Source organism: Chryseobacterium sp. SN22, from assembly GCF_008329705.1.
In the GTDB taxonomy this organism is placed as follows: Bacteria; Bacteroidota; Bacteroidia; order Flavobacteriales; family Weeksellaceae; genus Chryseobacterium.
The window spans coordinates 135,794-153,935 of sequence record NZ_VTSX01000010.1; the positions used below are offsets into that span (position 1 = coordinate 135,794).

Annotated in this window: 19 protein-coding genes, 2 tRNA genes and 1 pseudogene; 1 reads left to right on the forward strand and 21 read right to left on the reverse strand. The window is 41.0% G+C overall.

Going from position 1 to position 18,142, the window contains the following annotated elements; all coding sequences use genetic code 11:
* From FY557_RS20615 to FY557_RS08825, 21 genes are all read right to left on the reverse strand, one after another.
* Positions 1-124, reverse strand: a 124-nt coding sequence (locus FY557_RS20615; RefSeq protein ID WP_410495837.1) for a GIY-YIG nuclease family protein, incomplete at its 3' end; no start/stop codon positions are given.
* Between the two features lie 12 nt (positions 125-136).
* Positions 137-210, reverse strand: a tRNA-Asp gene (locus tag FY557_RS08730).
* Between the two features lie 32 nt (positions 211-242).
* Positions 243-316: transfer RNA gene (locus FY557_RS08735), tRNA-Asp, on the reverse strand.
* A 245-nt stretch (positions 317-561) separates the two neighbouring features.
* Positions 562-879, reverse strand: coding sequence for a thioredoxin (trxA, locus tag FY557_RS08740; RefSeq protein WP_027379107.1), 318 nt, complete (start codon positions 877-879; stop codon positions 562-564).
* A gap of 81 nt (positions 880-960) precedes the next feature.
* Positions 961-2,136, reverse strand: a complete 1,176-nt coding sequence (locus FY557_RS08745; RefSeq protein WP_149246872.1) for a cysteine desulfurase family protein — start codon at positions 2,134-2,136, stop codon at positions 961-963.
* A 2-nt stretch (positions 2,137-2,138) separates the two neighbouring features.
* A complete protein-coding gene (locus FY557_RS08750) occupies positions 2,139-2,615 on the reverse strand; it encodes a hypothetical protein (protein WP_149246873.1) in 477 nt (158 codons plus the stop codon).
* A 23-nt stretch (positions 2,616-2,638) separates the two neighbouring features.
* Positions 2,639-3,226 (reverse strand): HAD family hydrolase, encoded by a 588-nt coding sequence (locus FY557_RS08755; protein ID WP_149246874.1) that lies wholly within the window; start codon positions 3,224-3,226, stop codon positions 2,639-2,641.
* A gap of 153 nt (positions 3,227-3,379) precedes the next feature.
* Positions 3,380-4,105, reverse strand: a complete 726-nt coding sequence (locus tag FY557_RS08760) for an SDR family NAD(P)-dependent oxidoreductase (RefSeq protein WP_149246875.1) — start codon at positions 4,103-4,105, stop codon at positions 3,380-3,382.
* A 5-nt stretch (positions 4,106-4,110) separates the two neighbouring features.
* Positions 4,111-5,427, reverse strand: coding sequence for an FAD-binding oxidoreductase (locus tag FY557_RS08765; protein WP_149246876.1), 1,317 nt, complete (start codon positions 5,425-5,427; stop codon positions 4,111-4,113).
* Positions 5,424-6,311, reverse strand: coding sequence for a decaprenyl-phosphate phosphoribosyltransferase (locus FY557_RS08770; protein WP_149246877.1), 888 nt, complete (start codon positions 6,309-6,311; stop codon positions 5,424-5,426). Before FY557_RS08770 ends, FY557_RS08765 begins: the two co-directional genes overlap by 4 nt.
* Before the next feature lie 106 nt (positions 6,312-6,417).
* A complete protein-coding gene (locus tag FY557_RS08775) occupies positions 6,418-7,107 on the reverse strand; it encodes an OmpA family protein (protein ID WP_149246878.1) in 690 nt (229 codons plus the stop codon).
* Between the two features lie 20 nt (positions 7,108-7,127).
* Complete coding sequence (locus FY557_RS08780) at positions 7,128-7,622, reverse strand: lipocalin family protein (protein ID WP_149246879.1); 495 nt, start codon at positions 7,620-7,622, stop codon at positions 7,128-7,130.
* Between the two features lie 126 nt (positions 7,623-7,748).
* The gene (locus tag FY557_RS08785; protein ID WP_149246880.1) at positions 7,749-9,425 is read right to left on the reverse strand and encodes a S8 family serine peptidase; all 1,677 of its coding nucleotides are present in this window, start codon (positions 9,423-9,425) and stop codon (positions 7,749-7,751) included.
* 1 nt (position 9,426) lies between these two features.
* Positions 9,427-10,050 carry a WbqC family protein gene (locus tag FY557_RS08790; protein WP_410495834.1) on the reverse strand — a complete coding sequence of 208 codons (624 nt, stop codon included), beginning with the start codon at positions 10,048-10,050 and terminating at the stop codon, positions 9,427-9,429.
* 59 nt (positions 10,051-10,109) lie between these two features.
* On the reverse strand, positions 10,110-11,771 hold the full coding sequence (lepB, locus tag FY557_RS08795; protein WP_149246882.1) for a signal peptidase I: 1,662 nt from the start codon (positions 11,769-11,771) through the stop codon (positions 10,110-10,112).
* A gap of 110 nt (positions 11,772-11,881) precedes the next feature.
* The gene (gene dapB, locus FY557_RS08800) at positions 11,882-12,583 is read right to left on the reverse strand and encodes a 4-hydroxy-tetrahydrodipicolinate reductase (RefSeq protein ID WP_149246883.1); all 702 of its coding nucleotides are present in this window, start codon (positions 12,581-12,583) and stop codon (positions 11,882-11,884) included.
* A gap of 187 nt (positions 12,584-12,770) precedes the next feature.
* Entirely contained in the window at positions 12,771-13,412 is a 642-nt protein-coding gene (locus FY557_RS08805) for a DUF5683 domain-containing protein (RefSeq protein WP_149246884.1), read from the reverse strand.
* Complete coding sequence (locus FY557_RS08810; RefSeq protein ID WP_149246885.1) at positions 13,413-14,303, reverse strand: ParB/RepB/Spo0J family partition protein; 891 nt, start codon at positions 14,301-14,303, stop codon at positions 13,413-13,415.
* A 32-nt stretch (positions 14,304-14,335) separates the two neighbouring features.
* A complete protein-coding gene (locus tag FY557_RS08815) occupies positions 14,336-15,109 on the reverse strand; it encodes a ParA family protein (protein WP_087712453.1) in 774 nt (257 codons plus the stop codon).
* Positions 15,110-15,271: 162 nt separating this feature from the next.
* Positions 15,272-16,108: an energy transducer TonB gene (locus tag FY557_RS08820; RefSeq protein ID WP_149246886.1), complete on the reverse strand. Its 837-nt coding sequence runs from the start codon at positions 16,106-16,108 to the stop codon at positions 15,272-15,274.
* A 603-nt stretch (positions 16,109-16,711) separates the two neighbouring features.
* Positions 16,712-17,998 (reverse strand): adenylosuccinate synthase, encoded by a 1,287-nt coding sequence (locus tag FY557_RS08825; protein ID WP_149246887.1) that lies wholly within the window; start codon positions 17,996-17,998, stop codon positions 16,712-16,714.
* 18 nt (positions 17,999-18,016) lie between these two features.
* Here FY557_RS08825 and FY557_RS20330 point away from each other — a divergent pair.
* Positions 18,017-18,142: pseudogene (locus FY557_RS20330) on the forward strand (YncE family protein); the annotation flags it as partial.

Genomic DNA, 18,142 nt, shown 5'->3' on the forward strand with positions numbered 1-18,142 from the left:
TGGATTCAAGATGATGCAGCAAACGTTTTTCAACATTTTCTGAAAAGCCTTTATAATATACGTCCCGGCTTGCAGAATATAAAATATAGACAAAGTACATAAACAAAAAAATCCTGTAAATCATTTTACAGGATTGCGATCCGGACGGGACTCGAACCCGCGACCTCCGCCGTGACAGGGCGGCATTCTAACCAGCTGAACTACCGGATCAATTTTTTTAAAGTAAATTGAGAAAACTTCTGCGATCCGGACGGGACTCGAACCCGCGACCTCCGCCGTGACAGGGCGGCATTCTAACCAGCTGAACTACCGGATCAATTTTCTAAAGAAATTGAAAAAACTTCTATACTCCGGAGTCTGAACCCGTCCCGTCTTTAGGACGAGATGACAGGAATGCCATTCTAGATAGCTGAACTACCGGATTAAAATTTATCTTGTTTTTAAAGAACTTTATTTCTTTTTTGTGATGGCAAAAGTACAACTTTTTTCGTTACCCGCAAATTTATTTCAAAAAAAAAGCCTTCCGTTTCCGGAAAGCCTTCATTATCAAAATTATTATTTTTACAAGTGGGCGCTTAATTTCTCAGCGATCACTTCTTTTGGAGCTACTCCTACCAGTTTATCCACCACCTCACCATTCTTAAAAATAAGAACTGTAGGGATATTTCTGATACCATACTGCATAGAAATTTCCTGGTTGTTGTCTACATCTACTTTCCCAACTACTGCTTTTCCTTCAAAGTCTGTAGCTACCTCTTCGATGATTGGTCCCAATGTTCTGCACGGTCCGCACCATACTGCCCAAAAATCTACCAATACCGGCTTATCTGATTTTAAAACCGTTTCCTGAAATGAGCTGTCTGTAATTTCTAAAGCCATTTTATTTTTTTATTTAAATTAATATTCTTCTAATTGATTCCTTAATCGGATAGTCAAAATTACGCTTTTTGAGTGATAAGACTATCTATGCTCAACATTTGTATTTTCTATAACGAAATCTCTTGAAATCTCATGCAAAGCAGCTGCCAAAGCATCAATATCTTCTTTCGTAGTTAAATGACTGAAAGAGATACGAAGCGGTGTACAGTGATCCATTTCATCTTCGGATAAAACCATCATCATGACCATAGAAGGCTTTGATGCTCCCGATGAGCAGGCACTCCCCTGGGAGATTGCTATCCCTTTCATATCCAGCTGCAGGCCGATCAATGGGTTTTTATAAGGCAGCAGAGCACTTAAAACCGTATAAAGGCTGTTTTCCTGTTCAGCACTTCTTCCGTTGAATTTGATGCCCGGAATTTCTTCCGTAAGCCTTTCTTTAGCGTATTTTTTAATCTCCTGCATATGGGCAGCGTACTCTTCCAGATGGTTTAAAGAAATTTCCAAAGCTTTTCCCAAACCTACAATTCCGGCAACATTTTCCGTACCCGCTCTGAGACTTCTTTCCTGAGGGCCACCAGTGATAATTCCTTTTAAACCGCTTGATTTTCTGATAAAGGCGAAACCTATGCCTTTCGGACCGTGAAATTTATGCGCACTGCATGATGCGAAATCCACCTGAATATCGGAGAAATCCAGTTTCATATGCGCCATCGTCTGTACCGTATCGGAATGAAAAAGGGCCTGGTATGTTTTACACAGTTCAGCTACTTTTTTAATATCGATAAGATTTCCGATTTCATTATTGGCATGCATAAGGCTGACCAATGTCTTTTTATCCGATGCTTTTAAGAGTTCTTCCAGTTTCTGAAGATCGATATCCCCTTTTTCATTCGGACGAATGTAGTTTACCTCTACTCCTTTTCTGGTCTTCATGTCCAGAATGCTTTCCGAAACACATTTATGTTCCATAGGCGAACTGATAATTCTTTCAACACCCAAATGCTCAACAGCAGACTTGATAATCATGTTGTTGGATTCCGTTCCGCAGGAGGTGAAAATAATTTCAGCCGGCGTTACATGAAGATAATCTGCGACCTGCCTTCTTACGTTTTCGATCAGGATTTTTGCTTCCTGCCCAAAACTGTGGGTAGATGACGGATTTCCGAAATTCATTTTCATGGTACCCACCATCGCATCGATTACTTCTTCTGAAAGCGGTGTCGTAGCAGCGTTATCAAGGTATATTTTATTCATTTTTATTTTGAAAATTTTAATTCTACGGAAGCGAAATTATAATGTAAAGGAACGGTAAAAACTACATAAGGATTAGAAACTACCTGAATTTCCATACCGCCCCGTTCCACGTAAGGAACTTCAACATACAACACATTATTTTTTACAGAAAGATTTTTGATCTGAGTAATTCTGTGATCGCCGGATCTGAACGTTCCCAGATTATAAAGCACAACTTTTTTATCTGCAGGGAACTCAATTACTTTCGAAGGAGAAGGCTCACTTCCTTCAACCACCAGCTGGGAAGAGTTGCCCTTCAATACTTTTCGGTATTCTGCCTCGTTTTTAAGAATAACAAATCCTGCGTTATCCGCACCGCCCTGGGATTCGGAAACAATGATTTCTGTTCCTGAATGCAGATATGATGAATTTTGAGAGGGCTTACCTGTACCTGTGCAACTCATTAGGGCTGCAAAACACAAAAAAAGCAGTTTTGCCATTTATCCATTTTTACGGTTCAAAATTAGTGAAAAAATTGATAATGTCCCTCATTTGCCCACTTTAACATCGGCTTATCTCCTGAAGTATCACCGAAAGCGATGATCTTATCATATTTTTTACCCTTAATTTCCGTTTGTATACGGGCTAATTTTTCATTGCCGTTGCAGTTTTTTCCGATGAAATTTCCCGTGAAAACACCGTTTTTAAATTCAGCCTGTGTAGCCAGCAGCTTCATACTAAAAGCTTCAGCAAAAGGCCTGGCCCAGATGTCGAGCGATGCTGTTACCAATAAGCTCTGCGTGTTTTCGCGGTCTATATTTTTAATAAAATCCAATGCATTTTCCCTTACAATTTTAGGATAATGTACTTCAAAAAACTGCCTGGATTTTTTTTCGATTTTTTCCTGGGTCTGCCCTTTCAGAATAGAGCCGATGAAGCTTTTCTTAACTTTTTCAGTTTCTGCCAGCCTCAATTTCAATAAGACAAAAAGCGGAACATGCTTCAAAAACTGCAGCCTGAATTTGGTAGGATCATAAAATTTCAGATACATGAACATAGTATCCTTATAGGTCAGGGTTCCGTCAAAATCAAAACAATACAGTTTTTTCATTGGTAATTTATCTTATTTTTTTAAATGGGTCGATCCTCTTGTAAACGGAAAGGCTTCAGGTATATTTTATCTTTTAATGCATTCAGTCAAATATGCATTTAATTCAGACAATAAAAAATTGATGTGAAGTTTCTATCGAAGTAGAATATATTCTTAAAGCTTTAATTTTTTAAATATAAATTCAGGAATATTCCTGATAATCATCATAATGATTCCCCAGATCGGTAATACATAAGCCACATTCTTCTGTTTTTTATAGGCTTTGAAGATACATTCCGCTGCCCGCTTCGGCGTTGCCGTCAGCCTTGGATTCAAAGGAAGCCCTTCGGTCATCTTCGTAGCCATAAACCCCGGCTTAATGGTAATGACGTGGACTTTTTTATCGAAAAGATAGTTTCTTAATCCGCTTAAATAAGCAGTAAATGCTGCTTTGGCACTTCCGTAAATGAAATTGCTCTGCCGTCCCCGGTCTCCTGCCACAGAAGACAATCCAATGATGGTTCCTGATCTTCTGCTCTCAAATTTATGGGCGAAATAATTAATGACAGGAACCAGCTTTGCATAATTGACGTCAATAATCCGTTCCGTATTTTTATTATCATACAAGCCTTCTTCCGTACCTTCTCCAAGGTAACCTGTAGCGCAGAACAGCAGTCCCGAATTGATCTGTTCAAAACGGCTATAATCGATCTCCTTCATCAGATCCAGCTCGATAATTTCCGACTGCTGAAGAAATTTCACATCAATATGCCTGGCAAATCTTTCGGTTGTTTCCCTGTTGGAGGTGAAAAGATAAATCCTTTCAAACTTCTCCCCTTCCTGTAAAGCTTTTTCTACAAAAGCCTGTGCTACTTCCGATGTACTTCCTAAAACGATCATTCGTGCTAAATATTATTTAAAATTCTTTTATGCTGCAAAGACACGAATTTTGAGCTTTGCACATTTTTGAGGTAATTGGTAAGGGACGACCGGCTCATGCTGTCTTTAGTAAGGTAAATCTTCCCGTTGTATTGCTCTACAATATCATCCAGCTGATCGATCAGCTTTTTAAGTTTTGAATTCACCTTGAAATCCAGCGCAAGGGAATAACCTTCAAAAGGGAATGAATTGTAAGCCTGCGGGTTTTCTTTGCCATAAAGCTTCAGTACGGCCAGGAAAGATCCGTTTCCGCTGTTGGCGATGGTCTCCAGTATCTTCTTCATTCCTTCCTTCCCGGATTCTTTTGGGATCATCATCTGGTACTGGATAAAACCGGATTTTCCGTAAATTTTATTCCAGTCATGCACAAAATCCAAAGGATAGAAGAAGGTTTCATAATCAATAAAGCTTTTTGCCTCCTTTTTAGCCTGTTTTTTATAATAAAGAAAGTTAAAAATCTTCACCGTTAAAGCATTAAGAACGAATCCCGGGAAATAAAACGGGACCGTCGGCTCAAATTTCTTTTTCAGCCGCAGTGGCTTTTCTTTAAGATTTTGGGGCAGTTCGTGCTGAAAAGCATGCTCACCTCTCATCAGAATGCTTCTTCCTGTATTCTTACCTTTCTGGAGACAATCAATCCAGGCAACGGTATAGGTCCAGTTTTCACTTTCTTCAAAAAGCGTAAAAATCTCATCCAGGTTTTCGGCCTTGATACTTTCTTGGCGGATATAGGCCGACTCTATATTTTTCAATTTGAATTTTGCAGTAAGGATAATTCCCGTAAGTCCCATACCACCTATGGTAGCCCAGAACTTATCAGCATTTTCCTCTCTTGAGCAGTTAATGACATCACCGTTTTCGATCATCAGTTTAAACTCAATCACATATTCCGAGAAACATCCTTCTGCATGGTGGTTTTTACCGTGAACATCCGAAGCAATGGCACCGCCTATGGAAACGAATTTCGTTCCCGGCGTTACGTAAAGGAAGTACCCTTGGGGAACAGATATTTCCAGGACATCGGAAAGCAAAACTCCCGACTCGCATTCGATGATCCCGTTCAGGCGGTCAAAACTGATGAATTTATTTAATTTTTTCGTAGAAAATATATGTTCACCCAATGAAGAATCTCCATAGCATCTTCCGTTTCCTCTGGCGATCACTTCATTGTTATTGAGGACAAATTCTTTTATTTTTCTGAAGCTGTCATCAGACCTTATTTCTTTTTCTACCACGGGATAATTGCCCCAGTTGGTAACTTTCTGTGTAAAATTCGGCTTCATTTTTTAAAGTAGATTTGGATTAAAAATGCAGCAACCCATAGCAGTAAGGTAATCTGGATGTAACGGTCCCGATACACAATTTTGGTAGGAGACTCCGTTCTGTTGTATACTAAGGTCTGCTGTAAATACCGTAAGAAAGCAAAGACCACAAAGATTACGGTATAGAAAACCCGTGAGTGGAATTTTGCCTGAACTTCCGGTGATAAGGTAAACATCAGATAACAGACAATCGCTAATGTAACCGAGATGGAAAGAGTAATATCTGCAAATTGTACATTATAGCCATCCAGGGCCCTTCTCGTCTTTCCTGAAACCTGTGCATTGATCAACTCTCCCCGCCTTTTGCCTATTGCTAAAACCAGGGCTAAAACAAAAGTCAGTAAAATCGCCCAATGGGAAATGCTGATCCCGGTGATATATCCTCCGGCCAGTACCCGCAGCACAAAGCCTACGGCGATGATAGAAATATCAATGATAGGAACATGCTTTAATTTAAAAGTATATGCCAGGTTCATCACAAAATAAAAGCCGACAATGATCGCAAATTTCCATAAGCTTTCCTGAAAATAGGACTGGGCAATAAACACAAGGGCAATATCAGCAATGATAAGACCTATAAAAATTCCTATGGCCTGAGGTTTTGAAACAGCTCCGCTTGCAAGTGGGCGCCTCCTTTTTTCGGGATGTTTCTTATCCGCCTCGATATCGTTGTAATCGTTCAGGATATAAACCATACTGGCTGCCAATGAAAAAATGATAAAAGCAAAAATGCTTTTGGTAAGTAAATCAAGGTTTTTTATATTACCTGAAAAAAAGAGAGGAACAAAGACAAACAGGTTTTTTACCCATTGCTCAACACGGAGCAGTTTTACATATTTCTTCATTTATGTTGTTTGAAATGCAAAAATAATGATTTTCTAATTTATCCAGATAAAAATACAAAAATAACCGCAAAAGCGGTTATTGAAGAAAATATTTATATTTTAATTATTACTGTCCCTGCTGAGCGTCCTGGATCATTTTTTCGTTGGCTGTAATGGCAAACTCAACTCTTCTGTTTTTAGCTCTTCCTGCTTCAGTATCATTGGAAGCTACAGGCATTGCCTCTCCTTCACCTTTAGCAAACAATCGGCTTGAAGCAATTCCTTTACCGGATAAATAGGCTTTTACTGCATTGGCTCTTCTTTCAGATAGGCTCATGTTGTAAGAATCTGAACCTTTGCTGTCCGTATGTCCGTAGATATTGATATTGGTATCAGGATTATTGGTTAATACCTGAGCCAGTTTATCAAGGTTTGTTTTTGCAGTACCCGTCAGTGCAGATGAGTCGAAATCAAAATTCACAATGCTTTCATTCAATGTAATTTTAATTCCGTCTCCTACTCTTTCCACTTCAGCACCAGGCAATGTTTCTTTAATTTCTCTTGCCTGTTTATCCATCTTGTTACCGATTACGTTACCGGCAACACCACCGATGATCCCTCCCAGTACCGCTCCGATTGCTCCGTTTCCTCCTCTTCCGACGTTATTTCCAAGGATTCCTCCGATTACGGCTCCTGAAGCAACTCCTACAGCTGTACCTCTTTGCTGGTGATTAGAATTCTGTACCGCTTCACAGCTGGTAAGCAATAACGCTGATGACAGAAAAAGTCCTCCAATATATGTTTTTGTAAGTTTCATTTTTTATTATTTTAAATTAATTATTTCATTCCCGCTCTTTCGAAGTTATAAACAACTCTTACATTTTCTCCGTTAAAAGGAATGTTCTGTTCTAGTGAAAACTGATCCGTTGACTGATTGATCAGTGTCAAAGCATATCCTGCCGTATTTTGTTTGGCTTTCGTCCCTTCAGCAATCTTTTTAAATTCGAACGTATTACCGCTTACAACATTCAGTTTAATCGGCTGTGTGAATCCCGTCCCGCAGGTTCCGCCGCCGTTAAGCGTATAGGCACCTGTCCAGTTGTTAGGAATCAGTCTCCAGTGGCTTCCTATGAAACACTGAGCATCCACTCCATCATCAAAAGGTTTTATTTTATAGTTTTTATCGTAGTCGATGCTGACGATTTGCCAATCACCTTTCATTTTAAGGAATTCTGATCTCTGGGTCTGTGCAGTCTGTGCATTTTTCACTCCGGAACATGAGGTCGCAAGAAGCGCTGTTCCAAAGATCCCTGCAAATAGTAACTTTTTCATTCTGTTGTTTATTATTTTGTCAGAATAAAATCACAAAAAACCGTGCCAAATATTAGATAATAGCAATAAAAAAAGTCCGAAAATTTCGGACTTTATAGGGTTCTGCTTTAAAAACAGGAAGATAAACTATTTTTTAACCTTCTTTTTTATGGATTTTACAGCCTTATTTGAAGAAGTGGATTTACCTTTATAAAAATTATTGTAAGCATATTCCGCAGCTTTTTCAAGGTCTATTACCCCTCCCGCCTGCGAGTAATCCGTAAACTGATTAGCCGTGCTTGGATTGCTGGATTTCACTAAAGATTCAATGACTTGTGCCGGTGTTAATGCAGGCATGTAAGCCAATAGAACGGCTGCCGCTCCGGCCACTACCGGAGACGCCATTGAAGTTCCCTGAAGGTATTTATACTCATTGTGAGGAACTGTAGAATAAATCTCTTCACCCGGAGCAAATACATTCACCATTTTCTTATTATAATTGGAGAAGCTTGCCCGCAATGCATCATTGTTATTGGTGCTTGCTCCTACAACCAGAACATTGTTGACGAATGGTTTCTCGTCAGTGACATTTTTAAAGTTGGTAGGATAAGCCAGATGCTCCGCAACGTCTTCATTTTCGTTACCTGCCGCTTTTACTAAAAGTACGCCTTTGTCCTGGGCATATTTAAAAGCATCCCAGACAACATTTTTCCCTGGAGAAACCGGCTTACCGAAACTCATGTTCAACACTTTGGCACCATTGTCTACCGCATATCGGATGGCATTGGCAACATCTTTATCTCTTTCGTCACCATTCGGAACGGTTCTTACGGACATGATTTTAGCCACTCTTGAAGCAACGCCGTACTGAATTTCTTTTCCGTTCGGAAGACCTGCGATGATTCCTGCAACGTGGGTTCCGTGCTCGGCATCCGGCCCTTCGTAATGGTTATTTCCATAGTTCCTCTGAGAATAATCGTCGTAGTTGTCGCCTACGATTTCTTTTCTCGGATCATAGGCAAGATCATATTGTTTTGACTGAGGCCCGAAATAATCAAGCGCTTCTTTCATCTGGCCGGAGATAGCTTTTTCAAATTCAGCAGGTGTTTTGCCTTTAAATTCGGGACTTTGTGAAACCTGCGCCAGTACCTGTGCTGCCATTGCTTCTTTCTGCTCTGCCGGCTTTATAGCCGCTACGTTTTCAGGCGTTAGGGTTTTACCGTTCAGCAATCTAACCATCGTCGGGATTGCATCACTGATCATAGAATACATCTGGAAACTCTGTCTTGCTTCAACGCTTTTCTTTGTGAAAAGTTCCTTTGCTTTCATATACATGGCGAATTCTTCCGGCATTTTGGCCTGGTTGGCTTTATTTTTTGTGGAATCTTCCCCTTCAAAAACCGGTTTGTATTTGGCAACCACACGGGTTACTTCCATATTATCGATATCGGTGTCTCCGTTTTTACCACCGATGAAATTCCATCCGTGAACATCGTCGATATAGCCGTTTCCATCGTCATCCTTGCCATTCCCAGGAACTTCATTCGGGTTGGTCCACACATTATTCACCAATCCCGGATGATCCACCTGTACGCCGCTGTCCAGTACTCCGACAACAACGGTCTTAGGCTTAAGTCCTTTTGATTCCAGGAATTTATATGCATTTTCCGTGTTTACCCCATATACTTTGGTTGCAGCAAAATCTTTATGATACCATGTCATCAGATCTTTATTTTCTTTCGGGTCTACACCGGATTTTGCTTCCTGTGCGTTTGAAAAACCGAATCCCGCTAAAAAGACAGCGGCTAATAATACCTTTTTCATGCTAGTATGATTGTTTAATATTTTTAATATAAGTCATGGATTCCGGTCCTTTGTTACAGATAAGGTCCAGAATTGATAAATCTTCTAAAAATCCTGATTTGTCTGAGAAGGTCTGATAATATTCATCCATTTCAAATTCCGGGGAATGTTTGGCTGAGAATTTTTCCCTGAAACTGATCTCTTCCGGAATTTTGATATATTCGGTATTCAAAGAGTATGCCTTTTCAGTCTTCAGGATCTGCTGGATTACTTCGAGTGCCTTAAGGTTGAAGTCCAGTACATATTTTTCTTTCAGATCGTATATTTTTCTCAGTTTATCTTCATAAAACTCGAAATACGGAGAACTCTGATAAGCGGTTTTAATGGATTTCCAATGCAGGCTTCTCCAGTCTTCACGGTGAGAAATTTCGATCTCTTTGAAGGCCCGGCTCCCGTTATGAGCAACAGGAATAATCAGTGAAAGTTTGCCGTTGGCTCCATAGATATTGGCCCTGTTCCTGTAGGTCTGCTTGGGAAAGCTTTCAAACTGTTCGAAAAGGATTTCGTTTTCAGGATCCAGGAATACGGAAAACCATGAAATCGGCGGTAAATAAAATACCGGTAATAATACATTCTTCATATTCATAATGCAAAAATGAAGTATTTTTTCAAATACTTCATTCTATTTATATTTATTTTAACTTATTAATCGTCGCCTGTCTTTTTCTTTCTGAATAATTTAACGAAATATTCCCATCCGAAGAACAAGATAAGGATCATCGCAGCAATCCACCAGTACGAAGTTTTGTTGGCTTCCCCGGTATTGGTGGCTTTGAACATCCTGTCCCAACGAACTTTGAACGGTGCTTGGTAGGACGAGCTCGCATCTTTGAATGCCCCCTGCAAACTCATCCAGGTAAACATCGGCTTTCCGACAATATTTTCTTCAGGAACGAAACCGAAGAACCTGGCATCCAATGAGGCATCCCGGTTGTCTCCCACCATCATATAATAATCCTGCTGAATCGTATATTGGTTGGTTTCCTTTCCGTTGATGAAGATTTTTCCATTTTTGTTTTCCAGGCTGTTGTGTTCGTATTCCGAGATAATCCACTGGTACATCGGAAGCGATTCCTGGTTGATGGTTACGACATCGCCTTTTTTAGGAATTTTCAACGGTCCGTACCAATCCTGATTCCACGGCTTGTTGATCGGGAAAATAGACTGGGTCGTGTCAATACTTTTGGTATATGCTGTTTTATCGGCATTTAATTTATAGGAAATCGTTGCGGAATCTTTCGGATAGATATTTTCTTCCATACTTATTACATTCGGCAACGTTTTGATGTCCTTAGCGGTCTGATCGGTCAGCCCCTGGAACATGTAGGTAAATCCACCTTTTTCATTCTGCATTTCCCTTACCGGCAGAAATCCGTAGGTGTTGTACATACCTGGGATATCCAATTGTGTTCCTGTATTTACCGTGTAAGCATGCTGAACTTCCTGGTCTCCTAAAACCGTTTCCGGCTTTCCGTTTACAAAAAGTCTTCCGGCTCTCATTTCAAATGTATCGCCTGCTGCGGCAACACATCGTTTTACATAAGGGTCTTTCCGGTCGGTAGCCGTATGTACGGAATCCTGAGGATAGTTGAAAACCACTACGTCATTTTTCTGAGGCTTGCTGAACTGTAAAATCCTTTCGTAAGGAAGTTTTACCGCATCAACGTAGGATTTCGGATCATCTTTCGGATTTCCTTTTTCACCGGTATCTGTGATGGTTCCCTGTAAGAAAGGGATTGCCAAAGGACGCATCGGCAGCCTGTATCCGTAGCTCCATTTGTTTACGAAAAGAAAATCCCCCACCAGCAATGTCCTTTCCATGGATCCTGTCGGGATTCCGAAAGGCTGGGTTACAAAAACATGGATGATGGTCGCAAAAACGACGGCAAAGGTTACCGATCCGATGAACGAATCTTTTTTCTTTGCATTTTTTTCCTCGTCTGTAAGGAACAGGTCATTTTCATTCTCGTCTTCAAGCTCCGTATCTTTTCCGTAATTTACCGTTGCCATGTAAATAAACGGCAGGATTACGGTAAGAAGCTTGTCCTTGAAAAGGGTTTTCCCAAATTTGCTCATTAAATACAAATGGAAAACAGACATCATAATCGGTCCTACGATCGGAAGATATGATAAAACAGTCCACCATTTCGGATGGTTCGTTTCTTTTAAAATAAGGAAATAATTGTAGAAAGGGATAAAAGCGAATAGCGGATTGTATCCCAGTTTCTTAAACAGCTTCCAGGTGGAAATTCCCATCAGTACTGATAAAATGAGAACATAAACTGTATACGTTAAAAAATAATTCATAAATTTTTGTGCCTAATCTATAATATGAGTAATGGATAATAAGCAATAGATAATATTTAATGCTTATCAGCTCTATTAATTAGTTTGCAATTTAGGGATTTTGTTACAGATTAAAGCCCCAAAACATCCTTCATCCCGAAATTTCCCTTTTTATCTTTGATCCATTCCGCAGCAACCACGGCTCCCAGTGCAAAACCGTTTCTGTTGAAGGCGGTGTGCTTGATTTCGATTTCATCCACTTCACTTCTGTAAAAGACGCTGTGCGTACCGGGAACCTCATCTTCACGGATGGCAAAAATACCCAATTGATTATCCTGTGTCTCTTCCAATTTCCAGGCATCAAATTTCGGGTTGTGCCTGAAGATGCCTTCAGCAATCGAAATTGCCGTTCCGCTCGGCGCATCTTTTTTGTGAACGTGGTGAATTTCTTCCAGCTGGCAGGAGTATTCATCTACATTCTTCATCAGATCCGCCAGCTTTTCATTTAGGGCAAAAAACAGGTTAACTCCTAAGCTGAAGTTGGACCCGTACAGGAAAGCCGTTCCGTTTTCTTCAGCCAGTCTCTCAATTTCAGACTTTTTTTCAAGCCAGCCGGTTGTTCCGCAGATCACCGGGATTTTATTTTCCAGACAAGCTTTTATGTTTTCATAAGCCACTTCGGGCAGGGAAAATTCAATAACGACATCCGGATTGTTCAGGTTTTCAGCAGTTGGGGTTTCTTTCAGCCGGGCTACGACTTCATGGCCTCTTTTTGTGGCAATTTCATCAATGATTTTACCCATTTTACCGTATCCAACCAATGCTATTTTCATATTTTTATTTGTTTTTCCGCTTATAATTCTAATTGCAAAGATCGCAAAGTTTTTTGTTTAAAGATCTTCCTTCCTATTTTTGGTTCGCAAAACAAAAGTTTCGCCGATCCCAATGAATTAATCTTACAGTTGAAGCAAAGGCGTTCCACTCAGCAAAAGCGTAATTAAAGCAGTTTTATATTATTTGTTAAAATCTGTAACTTAAACTGATCCCTGTTTTCGGAGGAGCAATTCCGTACTGGTCCTGAACCATTGTAGGGTTGAGGGTAAGATCCGGGTCGCGGCGGGATTCATATAAGTGCGCATCCACCACGGCATCCACGATATTCAGGATGTAAATAAGTCCGGTGATGGCAATGGCATAATCACGCTGTCTTTTGGACCTGTCCTGCGCATTTCCCAACGCTGTTTTATCAAGCCAAGGGTGTGAATCTACGAATTCATTCGGGGTTCCATTGAGCTTGGCGATATAATACTCCCTGTATTTTTTGTACTGATTGTCATTCCATACGGCAATCCCAACTCCCGTTCCTACAGCTCCCAAAACAATCGGAACTTTCCAGTATTTTTTGTTGTACACCTGCCCAAGCCCGGGAAGAACAGCAGAATACAACCCTGCTTTTGTAGGATTGAGCTTCAGTGTTTTCTGTGTAGGCCCGTTGGCTTTTTCCAGGTCCGAAACGACTTTCGCTTCGGTCTGGGTATCGTTTCTCTCCACCCCTATACTGTCTTTAGGACGGTAGTCTACCCGGATCGTATCGTTGGGATTTACCTGCGAACAGGCAAAAGCGAACAGGCAGAGAAAAAATGTGAACAGTATTTTTTTCATTTATTTTATGTGGGATAAAATATATTCCAGCTCATCTTCATTTTTGAAATCCAGAACAATTTTCCCTTTTTTTCCGTTTGGAGCGGCTTTGATTTCGACTTTTACGTCCAGAATATCGGCAATCGTCTTCTGCGCTCTTTTATAGTTGTTGGAAAGCTCTGCCTTTGCCCTTTTGGCGGCCGGAGATTTCGGGTTTTTAATAGCTGTAGCGGCCTGTTCCGCCTGGCGTACATTCAGCTTTTCTTTGATGATCAGTTCGAAAAGAAGCTGCTGGTGCTCTTCGTTTTCCAGGCTGATGATCGCCCTTCCGTGCCCTGCGGAAATCTCGCCGCTCCGGATGGCATTCTGGATATCAGGATTCAGCCTCAACAGCCTGATGGAATTGGTAATCGTACTTCTGTCCTTGCCTACGCGGTGGCTCAGGTTTTCCTGGGTAAGGCCGATTTCTTCCATTAAACGCTGATACGTTAATGCAATTTCAATCGCGTCAAGGTCTTCCCTCTGGATATTTTCCACAAGGGCCATTTCCAGAAGCTCTTGATCGTTTACCAGACGGATATAAGCCGGAATGGATTCCAGGCCTGCGATCTTACTCGCCCGGTAACGTCTTTCCCCGGATATGATCTCAAACTTCTCACCGTCTTTTCTTAAGGTAACCGGCTGGATTACGCCTAAATTCTTGATCGACTGTGCAAGTTCGTTTAATGCTTTTTCGTCAAAATAAGTTCTTGGCTGGGTCGAATTGGGATAAATATCTTCTAATGCAATTTCTACAATATTCCCTACGAACTTATCTGCCCCTTCATCGGTTGCAGAGTTGATCGCTGCTTTGGATTCGGCACTGAGAATTGCGCCCAAACCACGTCCCATCGCTCTTTTTTTATCCTTCATATTTTTTTAGCGTTTAGCTTAGCTAGCTGCTTTTAATTCTTTACTAGTTTTTCGTTTTTCAATAATACTTCTTCCGCCAGCTGAATATACTGGATGGCTCCTTTGCTTTCAGCGTCATAGTTCAGGATGCTTTCCCCGAAGCTCGGTGCCTCGCTCAGCCTTACGTTTCTGCTGATGATGGTTTCGAATACCATTTCCGGGAAGTGGGAATTGACCTCTTCCACGACCTGGTTGGATAATCTCAGACGGCTGTCGTACATCGTAAGCAGCAACCCTTCGATATCCAGGTCCTTATTATGGATTTTCTGAACGTTTTTGATGGTGTTCAACAATTTTCCAAGCCCTTCGAGAGCAAAATATTCACACTGGATCGGAATAATAACGGAATCGGCTGCCGTCAGGGCATTCACCGTAATCAGTCCCAAACTCGGCGCACAGTCGATAATGATGTAATCGTAATCGTCCCTTACACTCTGTAGTGCTTTCTTCAGCATGTATTCCCGTTCCTCTTTGTCTACCAGTTCGATCTCAGCGGCTACCAGGTCGATATGCGACGGAACGATGTCCAGGTTCGGCGTTGCCGTCTGTTTGATGCATTTTGCCGTATCGACGCTATGCTCCAAAAGATTATAGGTAGAATATCTTACATCTTCCACCCCCAGACCTGACGTTGCATTTGCCTGAGGATCAGCATCGATAATTAATATCTTTTTTTCCAATACCCCTAATGCTGCAGCTAAATTTACAGCGGTTGTGGTTTTCCCGACTCCTCCTTTCTGATTAGCGATACCTATGATTTTTGCCATTGTTAGAACTTTAGGGTTCAAAAATACACATTTTTCCGTGCTCTTAATGAACAGGTAAAACGAAATTTGAGTTAAAATATTGTTAATAAGCGATTTAGGTATAAAAAAAATTATCCACAAAAAAAATTCTTTGTGGATAAGTATATAAGATCTGTTTTTATGTTAATTATCAAGCTTCATCGAGATCGGAAACTTGAAATAGCTGCGGACAGATTCCCCTTTTTTATTTTTTCCCGGAATCCATTTTCCTTTAATAGATTTGATTGTTCTGATAGCTTCATTATTAAAATCGGCATCCAAACCATTGGCTTTGATGGCGGAAATACTTCCGTCTCTTTCAACAATAAATGTAATCATTGTTTTCATAACATCATCAGAAGCGAGACCTGAAGTATCGAAATTATTCATTACTTTATTTCTGAAGGCATCGATTCCTCCGATAAATCCGGCTTCTTGGCCTATTTCGTCTCCAGTTGCTATCTTATTCGGATCTTCCTTAGGAATTACTACCGGCGGAGCAGTATTGATCACAGGTCCTGTTCCGATAGTCGGGGTGCTTGGCACATATGTATTCTGAGGAGCAGGATCTGCTTTAAAATTGTTTGATAAACCAGCTATGGCATCATCCGGAATTTTTTCCGTTCTGGTATCAGGTGTTTGACGGGATGGCGTAGGAACCGAACTGTCATATGTCTTGACTTCTGGTTTAGTAGGCTGAACCTGAGTTACCTGAACTGGAATTTCAGGAGTGTCAACATTATCTAACATTATTGGACCAGGATAAGTGCAAATAATAGTACTTTCACTATTTGATTTAAAAGCGTTCATTATTATTGGGGTAATAGAGACTGCTGCCAGCAAGCTTACGCCGACAAAGAGCGCTTTGGTTAAGATACGGTCTGATTCATTTCTTAGGACATAGGCACCGTATTCTTTGTTGCGGTGTTCAAAAAGAATTTCATTGAAACGGACTTCCTGATTCTGATGCATGTTTTTCATTGTTTTAAAATTTAAGCATTAATTAGATTATTAGTTCCTTACCATTCTTCGGTAAATAATAACTTAGAAGCAAAACATCTGCCACTATATTATCAAAAACGCAGACTTATTTAAAATAGTATAAGGATCAAATAATTTTAACTATGTTACGAATAGGAAGATGAAGAAATGCCGGAAGAGGGAAGCCGGATGCTGGATGATTTTGCTTAAAAACAAAATTGATAACTGAACAGATCAGTTGTAATGAATACGAATGTCTATCTTTTGGGATCAGTCGATGATGATGACTAACGCCCTAGTCCTGATTGCAGCGGCATCCTTTTTCCGGATGGGCAGCAGGCCAGGCGAAAAAGATACAGCGGAAAGCAGGTTCCCGACTTCAAATAGCTGATGGCTTCTGGCTGCTGGCTAATAGCTGCTGGCTGCTATGGATAAAAGTTGATGATAGTTAATAGGTAATAGTTAATGGGTAATGGTAATTGGCTGTTATGAAAAAAAGCTTAAAAAGGTGATTATGGGTTTTCAAGCTTAAACTGAACCCATGAAAATAAAAAAAGAGACTATCGCGGTGACAGTCTCTCTCTTTATTTTAAAATTCTTTTGTTAGAACAATTCTTTTCTGATGATGTTCTGGCTTCTTTCAGGGCCTACAGAAACCAGGTATACGTTGATTCCTAAATATTTCTCGATAAACTCGATGTATTTCTGGGCGGTGTCCGGAAGTTCGTCATAGCTTCTGGCTTTGGTGATGTCTTCGCTCCATCCCGGCAGATCCTGGTAAATCGGCTCGTAGTTGTATAATTTTTCGGTAGAAGAAGTGAAATAATCAATAACTTTTCCGTCTTCAGTTTTGTAATGCGTAACCACTTTCAGGTTTTCGATGCCGGTAAGAACGTCAAGTTTTGTAATCACCAGGTTGTTGATTCCGTTGATCATACAGGCATGCTTCAGAGAAACAAGGTCTAACCAACCGGTTCTTCTCGGTCTTCCCGTCGTTGCTCCGAACTCTCCGCCGATCTGTCTGATGCTTTCCCCTAACTCGTTGTCCAGTTCGGATGGGAACGGCCCGTTTCCTACTCTTGTACAATAGGCTTTGGCCACCCCGATCAGGTTCTGAAGGGAAGTCGGCGGTACTCCGGCTCCGGTACACACCCCGCCGGTAGACGGCGAAGAGGAGGTTACGTACGGATACGTTCCGAAGTCGATGTCAAGCATCAAAGCCTGCGCACCTTCAAACAAAACGTTTTTCCCGTCTCTGATGGCTTCGTTCAGTTCCAGTTCGGTATCCACGATCCGGTCCTGAAGCAGTTTTCCGATTTCCAGGTATTCGTTGTAGATTTCTTCAACGTCCAAAGTCGGTTTCCCGAAATATTTCTCGAAAAGAGAATTTTTGATTTTTAAGTTTTTCTCGATTTTGTCTCTCAAGATCTCCGGGTTCAGAAGGTCGATCATTCTGATGCCCACTCTGGCGATCTTGTCTTCGTAGCAAGGTCCGATCCCTTTTTTGGTCGTTCCGATCTGCGTTCCGCCGTGCTCTTCCTCACGGTAGGTATCCAGAAGAATATGGTACGGCATGATGACATGCGCTCTTCTGCTGATGAAAATATGATCCGTTCTCAAGCCTTTGCTTTCGATCTGGTTCACCTCCTTAATGAAAGATTTAGGGTTTACCACCACGCCGTTGGCGATGATGCACTTCCCTTTGCACTGAAGAACTCCCGACGGAAGAAGGTGCAATACGAATTTCTCTTCACCCACATACACCGTGTGACCTGCGTTGTCGCCCCCCTGGAAGCGCACCACATAATCCGATTTTGCCGATAAAACATCCGTGATTTTTCCTTTCCCTTCATCTCCGTACTGAAGACCTACAACTACGTAAGTTGACATATTTTACTTTTATTTTAGATTTCCGTGGTGGATCTGACTTCTTTTACGGAAACCAAAAAGATAGACGTGGCGATCAATCTTCACCGGATTAAAAAAGATGGCTATGGCGATCTGTATGTTACCTCCAGAGGAGATTATTATAAC